Here is a 7,301-nt window from a genome sequence, read left to right on the forward strand (position 1 = left end):
CCTCGATAAATCAGTTGCTGATGTTGCTTTTAGCTTGCAATCCCGGGTTCGAAGGGGATGCTCTGCACCACCTCCAGCTCATAGCCCGCCAGCCCCGCGTATTTCAGCGGTGGCCCCAGGTGACGCAGCTTGCCCACGCCAAGGTCCTGGAGGATCTGCGCCCCGGTGCCCACTTCGGAATACACCTTGGACTGGCCACGTTGATAGGGCCGCACAGGGTGGGTCAGTTGTGGCACGCGCTCAAGCAGGGCCTGGGAGGATTCGTGGTTGGCCAGGATCACCACCACGCCAGTACCTTCATCGGCCACCTTCTGCAGCGCCGCCCACAGCGTCCAGTTGGCGGGGCCGGCGTATTCGGCACCCACGAGGTCGCGCAGCGGGTCGATCACATGCACCCGCACCAGGGGCGGCTGTTCGCGGCGAATGTCGCCCATGACCATGGCCATGTGCACACCACCTTCGATGCGGTCTTCATAGGTGACCAGGCGGAAGGTGCCATGCACCGTCGGCAGCTCGCGCTCGCCGATGCGCTTGATGGTCTGCTCGGTGCTCAGGCGGTAGTGGATCAGGTCGGCGATGGTGCCAATCTTGATGCCATGCCGGGCGGCAAACACTTCCAGGTCGGGGCGTCGAGCCATGGTGCCGTCGTCGTTCAGCACTTCAACGATGACCGAGGCCGGGCTGAAGCCGGCCAGGCGTGCCAGGTCGCAGCCTGCTTCGGTGTGGCCGGCACGGGTCAGCACGCCGCCTTCGCGGGCGCGCAGGGGGAAGATGTGGCCAGGTTGCACCAGGTCTTCGGGGCGGGCGTTGGGGGCCATGGCCGCTGCCACGGTGCGTGCCCGGTCAGCGGCAGAAATGCCGGTGGTGACCCCGGTGGCTGCCTCGATCGACACGGTGAACGCGGTGCTGAACACGCTACCGTTGGCCGGAACCATCTGCTCCAGGCCCAGGCGCTGGCAGTGATCGTCGGTCAAGGTCAGGCAGATCAGCCCGCGCGCCTCGCGAGCCATGAAGTTGATGGCCTGGGCGTCGCAGCGCTCGGCGGCGATCAGCAGATCGCCTTCGTTTTCCCGGTCCTCGTCATCCACCAGCAGGACCATCTTGCCTTGCCGGTAGTCCTCGAGAAGTTCCTCGATGGTGTTGAAAGCCATGGTGCACGCTCACTGTGGCGGGGTGAATTTTATGGTATACCATCATACACAAATATCACCGTAACAGGAGAGCTGCACATGAAGGCCTACTGGATAGCCCATGTGGACGTGACCGACCCCGAGCAATACCAGCAGTACACCCAGCGCGCCCCGGCAGCCTTCAAGGCATTCGGCGGTCGCTTCCTGGCCCGTGGCGGGCGTAGCGAGGCGATGGAAGGGAGGGCTACGCCTCAGCGTAGTGTGGTGATCGAGTTCGATTCGTACGAGCAGGCCGTCGCCTGTTACCGCTCCGCGCTGTACCAAGAGGCATGCAGCCATCGCCAAGGAGTGGCGAAGGCTGAGGTGATCATTGTGGAGGGGTTTGAGCCCTGAGCAGGATTTGCCGGCCCTTTCGCGGGTAAACCCGCTCCTACACAGGCCACCACAGAATTTGACGGTTGTGGTGCCTGTGTAGGAGCGGGTTTACCCGCGAAAGGGCCGGACCTGCCGCACCGCTGGCAGATTCATTGAAGCCTGCGGGCCGTTTCCGCAAATAGAAGCAAAAGACCCGCCCAGGCGGGTCTTTTGCTCATCGCCTCACTGCAGATGCACTTTAAGTTCGTTGCCCGCCTGCCGCAGCGCCGCCTTTACTGCCGGAACTTGGCTCAACGGGTTGAGCAGCCCATAGTCATGAATCATTCCGTTGTAGCGCACCGAGGTTACTGTCACGCCCGCCGCATTCAACTTGCGGGCATACGCCTCACCTTCATCCCGAAGCACATCGAACTCAGCCGTTTGCACCAGGGCCGGTGGCAAGCCCTTCAGCTGTTCGGTGGACGCCCGCAGCGGCGAGGCGTAGATCTGCGCCCGCGCCTTTGCATCAACGGTGTAGTTGTTCCAGAACCACTTCATCATCCCGGTGGTCAGGAAGTGTCCTTCGGCAAACTGCTTGTACGACGCTGTCTCGAAGCTGGCGTCGGTCACCGGCCACAGCAGCAGCTGGAAGCGCAGGGCAGGGGTGCCGGCCTCTTTGGCCTTGAGTGCAACCACCGCCGCCATGTTGCCGCCAACGCTGTTGCCGGCTACAGCCAGGCGCTTGCCATCCACGCCGATCTCCTTGCCATGCTCGGCCACCCAGCGCGTCGCGGCGTACGCCTGGTTGATCGCCGTCGGGTAGTGCGCTTCCGGTGACGGGGTGTAGTCCACATAGACCGCCACCGCACCCGAGCCGACTACCAGGTCGCGGATCAGTCGCTGGTGGGTCGGGAAGTCGCCCAGCACCCAACCGCCGCCGTGGAAGAACATGAACACCGGCAGATCACCTTTGACATTAGTCGGGCGCACCACTTGCAGCTTGATCGATTGGCCATTGGCCTGAATCGTGCGTTCCTTCACTTCGATCCCCGAGAGGTCGACCTTCACCGAATCCTGGGCGCCGGTCAGTACCGCGCGGGCGTCGTTTGGTGTGAGCTGTTCCAGCGGCTTGCCACCCCCTTTCTCCAGGGCTTCGAGGAAGGCCTGGGTGTGTTGTTCGACACCAGGGCTGCCTGCGGCGAAGGCACTGGAAACAGACAGGGCCAAGAGGGAGGTGGTGAGGGCTTTGTGGACAATGTTCATGAGCGAATCCTTTTCTGTGCAAGTGTTGGTAGTGGGCGTCTTGCCTGGCCTGAGGGGCCATCGCTGCGACTTGTGCGTAGATTAGGCAGATGCACTCGTGGGAAAAAGCCGCTATAAAGTGTTTGACTGTCAGCAAGAGCGAGACAATGAACCCTTACGAAGACATGCGGATCTTTGCCCAGGTGATGGAGGCCGGTAGTTTCACCGCTGCCGCCGACCGTCTGGGCATGTCCAAGCAATCGGTCAGCCGGCGTCTGATGCAGCTTGAAGAGCGCCTGGGCGTGCGCCTGCTCAACCGCTCCACCCGGCGCCTCGATGCCACGCCACTGGGGCAGCACTACTACCAGTCGGCCCTGCGCCTGCTGGGTGAAGTGCAGCAGGTCGAACACGACATCAGCGGCCAGGCCCAGGTCTTGCGCGGCACCTTGCGCCTCAGCGCGCCGCTGTCGTTTGCCATGGCGCACCTGGGTTGCCTGCTGACCGAGTTTCTGCAGTTGCACCCCCAGGTTGATGTAGAGGTAGACCTGAGCGACCGCGCCGTCGACCTGATTGGTGAAGGCTATGACCTGGCGCTGCGGATTGGTGCACTGGAGGACTCCAGCCTGATCGCCCGGCGTATCGCCAGTGTCGAGCGGGTCTACTGTGCGAGCCCGGCGTATTTGCAAGCACGGGGAGTGCCGGGAATACCGGATGAGCTCGCCGCGCATGATTGCCTGCCTTATGGGCATTCGCGGCAGGTGCAGTGGCAATTCCACAAAGGTGGCAAAACCCAGGCAATTCAGGTGACCGGGCGCATGCGGGCGAACAATGGCGAGTTGCTGCGGGGGGCTGCGATTGCCGGGATGGGGGTCACTTACCTGCCGACCTTTATCGTTGGGCAGGCGTTGGCGGAGGGGCAACTGGTGACGGTTCTGGATGAGTGGCGCCCGCCCGCGCTGCAGCTGTCGGCGGTGTATCCGCAGCACCGGCAGGTGGCGCGGCCGGTGCAGGGTTTTGTCAGCTTCCTGCGCGCGCGGCTGGCGCAGCTCTGACCGTCGGTACAGGCTATGCTTGCCCTATGAGTACACCCGTTCCTTTACGCCAACCTTGCCCCCCTGGCGCCTGCGTCTGCGGCCGCGAGCAACTGGCCGACCATCCGCAGGCCGCCCAGCGCATCCTCTTGCTGACCCGGCAGGAAGAAAAACGCCTGCTCGAACGCCTGGAAAACCTGAAGGACCTGGAAGACCTTCAACGTCTGCAGCAGCGCCTGTACGAAAACCTCGGCATCCGCGTGCACATCGCCCCCGGTTACAACGAGGTACGGACCATGCGCGGCATCGTCATCGAACTGGACGATCAGCCCGGGCTGTGCCGCAAGACCCGGCAGTCTATCCCGGCGGCGATCCGGCGCGGGCTGGAGCGTAATCCGCAGGTTGCGTTCCGGTTGCTCGATACGCACGACCTGTTGCGTGATACCTGAGGGTTAATACCGGCATCGGCCGTGGCCACATGGGGCGCGTCAATTCCGTTAATTTTTACAGCGCTTGCTACGTCTACTTGAAAGCCACCCTGCGCCAGGCGCGCAGCGGCATCATCATTTAAGGAGACAGGCAATGACTTCCGTTTTCGACCGCGACGATATCCAGTTCCAGGTAGTGGTCAACCACGAAGAGCAATACTCGATCTGGCCCGACTACAAAGCCATCCCCAATGGCTGGCGTGCCGTGGGCAAAAGCGGCCTGAAGAAGGAATGCCTGGCCTACATCGATGAAGTCTGGACCGACATGCGCCCGCTGAGCCTGCGCCAGAAAATGGCCGAAGCTGCCGCCCAGTGACCGTGCTGAACCTGCTGTGCCTGCCGTACTCCGGGGCCAGCGCCATGGTCTACAGCCGCTGGCGGCGCAAGCTGCCGGCATGGTTGCAGGTGCGCCCGGTAGAGTTGCCTGGGCGGGGCGCGCGCATGGCCGAGTCGCTGCACACCGACATGCAAGTGCTGGCTCGGCAACTGGCCAGCGAGCAGCGACTGGCGGCAAGCGCTCCTTATGCGCTGCTCGGCCACAGCCTGGGTGCACTGCTGGCCTTCGAGCTGGCCCATGAGCTGCAGGCATTGGGCTGCCCGGCGCCGCTGGCCTTGTTCGCCTGCGGCACCGCGGCACCTACCCGGCGTGAGGACTACGACGGCAACAACTGGCGCGAGCCCAAGAGCGACGCCGAGCTGATCAGCGAGTTGCGCGCGCTACAAGGCACGCCTGAGGAAGTGCTGGCCAACGCTGAGCTGATGAGCCTGACCCTTCCGACCTTGCGCGCGGATTTTCTGTTGTGCGGCACTTACACATACCGGCAGCGGCCGGCGTTGCAGTGCCCACTGCATGTGCTGGGTGGCGTGGATGACCGGGCCAGCGATGAGCAACTGCAGGCATGGCGCTGTGAAACTCACGGCGCGTTCTCGCTGCAGATGTTCCCGGGTGGCCATTTCTTCATCCATGAGCAGGAAGACCGTGTGCTCGCTGCGCTGACCGCGTCGCTGCAGCCGCTTCGGCTGTCTGCCTGATTGACGACACCGCTTGCCTGGGGGAGGCTAGGGTTTTCCCAGGCAAGAGGCAGACAATGCTGATCGATCCACTCAAGGCCACGCTACTGGTCGTCGACATCCAGGAAAAGCTGATCGGTGCCATGAGCGACCCCGAAGGCACTCGGGCACGGGCCCGTTGGTTGCTGGCGGCGACTGCCGAGCTGGCGCTGCCGACGGTAATTTCCGAGCAGTACCCCAAAGGCCTGGGTCATACCCTGGCCGAACTGCTGGCCGCAGCGCCGGCAGCCGAAGTGGTGGAAAAAAGTCACTTTTCCTGCGTGGCTGCCGAGTGCCTGCCAGCCAGTTTGATGGCGCGTGAGCAAGTGATCGTCTGCGGCATGGAAACCCATGTTTGCGTGCTGCAGACCGTGCTCGGCCTGTTGGCGCTGGGCAAGCAAGTGTTCGTGGTCGAGGATGCCTGCGACAGCCGCAGCCCGGCCAGCAAGGCCGCAGGCCTGGCGCGCATGCGTGCCGCCGGCGCGCAGTTGGTGACCCGCGAGATGGTGTTGTTCGAGTTGATGGGCAGTGCCGGGCACCCGCAGTTCCGCCACATCAGCAAAACCTATCTGGTCGGTGAACAGCCCTGAACGGCCGGTTACTGGCCATTTCGGTGATGGCCCTGGTGCTGTTGCAAGGCTGTGCCGGGCGCCGCGAAGAAGCGCCCGAAGCGGACCCGGCGAAAGTCCGTGCGCAGCTGTTGCGGCTGTTACCCGCCCAGGTCAAGGACCGCGAGGGTTGGGCCAAGGATATCCAGGCAGCCTTCGAAGCCCAGCGCATAGCGCCCAGTAAAAGCAACCTGTGCGCAGTGCTGGCGGTGACCGAACAGGAGTCGACCTTCACTGCGGACCCACAGGTGCCCAACCTTGGGCGCATCGCCCGCCAGGAGATCGACCGCCGCGCTGCGCGCCTGCATATTCCCAAACTGCTGGTCGACGGTGCGCTGAAGACGCCGTCGGGCAACGGCAAGAGCTACGAGCAGCGGTTGCAGACGGTGCGCAGCGAAAAGCAGTTGAGTGAACTGTACGACGAAGTCGTTGCACGCCTGCCGCTGGGCAAGACCTTGCTGGACGGGCTGAATCCGGTGCACACCGGCGGGCCGATGCAGGTCAGCATCGACTTCGCCGAAAAGCATGCAAGGGATTACCCCTACAGCCATGAAGGCACAATTCGCCAGGAAGTGTTCAGCCGGCGCGGCGGCATGTACTTCGGTATTGCCCACCTGTTGGGCTACCCGGCCAACTACGAGCGCCAGCTTTACCGTTTCGCCGATTTCAACGCGGGCTGGTACGCCAGCCGCAATGCGGCATTCCAGGCGGCATTGAGCAAGGTCACGGGGGTGAAGTTGGCACTGGACGGCGACCTGGTGGCGCCGGGGGCGATCATGCCGGGGACCACCGAACTGGCCGCGCGCAAGCTGGGGGTGAAGCTGGGGCTGCGTAACCCGCAGATCCGAAGCCAGCTGGAGGAGGCCGACAGCCTGGCGTTCGAGGACAGCAAGCTGTACAGCGGGGTGTTTGCCCTGGCAGATGCCAAAGCCGGCAAACCGGTGCCCCGCGCAGTGCTACCGGGCATCGAGCTGAAGAGCCCGAAGATTACCCGCAAGCTGACCACGGCCTGGTTTGCCGGGCGGGTGGATGAGCGTTATCAGCGGTGCATGAAGCGTTAGCCTGGCAGCAACCGTTAAACGGGTTTACCCGCGAATACGGTGGCAGCGGCAACGGTGATCGGCGGGTGGAGATTGGCCAGCAGGCCCGGCCCTTTCGCGGGTGAACCCGCTCCTACGAGCCCCCGATGCGTGTGTAGGAGCGGGTTTACCGGCGAATACGGTGGCGGCGGCAACGGTGAACGGCGGGTGGAGATTGGCCAGCAGGCCCGGCCCTTTCGCGGGTGAACCCGCTCCTACGAGCCCCTGATGCGTGTGTAGGAGCAGGTTTACCCGCGAATATGGTGGCGGCGGCAACGGTGAACGGCGGGTGGAAATTGGCCAGCAGGTCCGGCCCTTT

At 63.6% G+C, this 7,301-nt stretch carries 9 protein-coding genes; 7 read left to right on the top strand and 2 right to left on the bottom strand.

The window, feature by feature from the left end:
• Nucleotides 1-29: 29 nt before the first annotated feature.
• Nucleotides 30-1,151, bottom strand: coding sequence for a bifunctional 3,4-dihydroxy-2-butanone-4-phosphate synthase/GTP cyclohydrolase II (gene ribBA / locus N5D53_RS27255; protein WP_279841114.1), 1,122 nt, complete (start codon nt 1,149-1,151; stop codon nt 30-32).
• 78 nt (nt 1,152-1,229) lie between these two features.
• On the opposite strand from ribBA, the gene N5D53_RS27260 reads away from it, so the two are divergent.
• Nucleotides 1,230-1,523, top strand: coding sequence for a DUF1330 domain-containing protein (locus N5D53_RS27260; RefSeq protein ID WP_104886215.1), 294 nt, complete (start codon nt 1,230-1,232; stop codon nt 1,521-1,523).
• A gap of 204 nt (nt 1,524-1,727) precedes the next feature.
• On the opposite strand, the gene N5D53_RS27265 is transcribed toward N5D53_RS27260, so the two are convergent.
• On the bottom strand, nt 1,728-2,747 hold the full coding sequence (locus N5D53_RS27265) for an alpha/beta hydrolase (RefSeq protein ID WP_198747316.1): 1,020 nt from the start codon (nt 2,745-2,747) through the stop codon (nt 1,728-1,730).
• A 146-nt stretch (nt 2,748-2,893) separates the two neighbouring features.
• On the opposite strand from N5D53_RS27265, the gene N5D53_RS27270 reads away from it, so the two are divergent.
• From N5D53_RS27270 to N5D53_RS27295, 6 genes are all read left to right on the top strand, one after another.
• Nucleotides 2,894-3,778 (top strand): LysR family transcriptional regulator, encoded by an 885-nt coding sequence (locus tag N5D53_RS27270; protein ID WP_029615478.1) that lies wholly within the window; start codon nt 2,894-2,896, stop codon nt 3,776-3,778.
• Between the two features lie 26 nt (nt 3,779-3,804).
• Nucleotides 3,805-4,206, top strand: a complete 402-nt coding sequence (locus tag N5D53_RS27275; RefSeq protein WP_010954639.1) for a hypothetical protein — start codon at nt 3,805-3,807, stop codon at nt 4,204-4,206.
• 133 nt (nt 4,207-4,339) lie between these two features.
• Nucleotides 4,340-4,561 carry an MbtH family protein gene (locus N5D53_RS27280; protein WP_016711157.1) on the top strand — a complete coding sequence of 74 codons (222 nt, stop codon included), beginning with the start codon at nt 4,340-4,342 and terminating at the stop codon, nt 4,559-4,561.
• On the top strand, nt 4,558-5,277 hold the full coding sequence (locus N5D53_RS27285; RefSeq protein ID WP_104886213.1) for an alpha/beta fold hydrolase: 720 nt from the start codon (nt 4,558-4,560) through the stop codon (nt 5,275-5,277). The genes N5D53_RS27280 and N5D53_RS27285 overlap by 4 nt, the downstream gene beginning before the upstream one ends.
• A 56-nt stretch (nt 5,278-5,333) precedes the next feature.
• Nucleotides 5,334-5,885 carry a hydrolase gene (locus tag N5D53_RS27290; RefSeq protein WP_064490969.1) on the top strand — a complete coding sequence of 184 codons (552 nt, stop codon included), beginning with the start codon at nt 5,334-5,336 and terminating at the stop codon, nt 5,883-5,885.
• Nucleotides 5,886-5,911: 26 nt separating this feature from the next.
• Nucleotides 5,912-6,964, top strand: a complete 1,053-nt coding sequence (locus N5D53_RS27295) for a DUF1615 domain-containing protein (protein ID WP_279841119.1) — start codon at nt 5,912-5,914, stop codon at nt 6,962-6,964.
• The last annotated feature ends 337 nt before the right edge of the window (nt 6,965-7,301 follow it).

It is taken from the genome of Pseudomonas sp. GD03862 (assembly GCF_029840855.1).
In the GTDB taxonomy this organism is placed as follows: Bacteria; Pseudomonadota; Gammaproteobacteria; order Pseudomonadales; family Pseudomonadaceae; genus Aquipseudomonas; species Aquipseudomonas alloputida.

What these genes read in the sequence shown, in the direction of transcription:
- ribBA (WP_279841114.1), bottom strand. Translation starts at nt 1,151, where the DNA reads ATGGCTTTCAACACCATCGAGGAACTTCTCGAGGACTACCGGCAAGGC.
- N5D53_RS27260 (WP_104886215.1), top strand. Translation starts at nt 1,230, where the DNA reads ATGAAGGCCTACTGGATAGCCCATGTGGACGTGACCGACCCCGAGCAA.
- N5D53_RS27265 (WP_198747316.1), bottom strand. Translation starts at nt 2,747, where the DNA reads ATGAACATTGTCCACAAAGCCCTCACCACCTCCCTCTTGGCCCTGTCT.
- N5D53_RS27270 (WP_029615478.1), top strand. Translation starts at nt 2,894, where the DNA reads ATGAACCCTTACGAAGACATGCGGATCTTTGCCCAGGTGATGGAGGCC.
- N5D53_RS27275 (WP_010954639.1), top strand. Translation starts at nt 3,805, where the DNA reads ATGAGTACACCCGTTCCTTTACGCCAACCTTGCCCCCCTGGCGCCTGC.
- N5D53_RS27280 (WP_016711157.1), top strand. Translation starts at nt 4,340, where the DNA reads ATGACTTCCGTTTTCGACCGCGACGATATCCAGTTCCAGGTAGTGGTC.
- N5D53_RS27290 (WP_064490969.1), top strand. Translation starts at nt 5,334, where the DNA reads ATGCTGATCGATCCACTCAAGGCCACGCTACTGGTCGTCGACATCCAG.
- N5D53_RS27295 (WP_279841119.1), top strand. Translation starts at nt 5,912, where the DNA reads ATGGCCCTGGTGCTGTTGCAAGGCTGTGCCGGGCGCCGCGAAGAAGCG.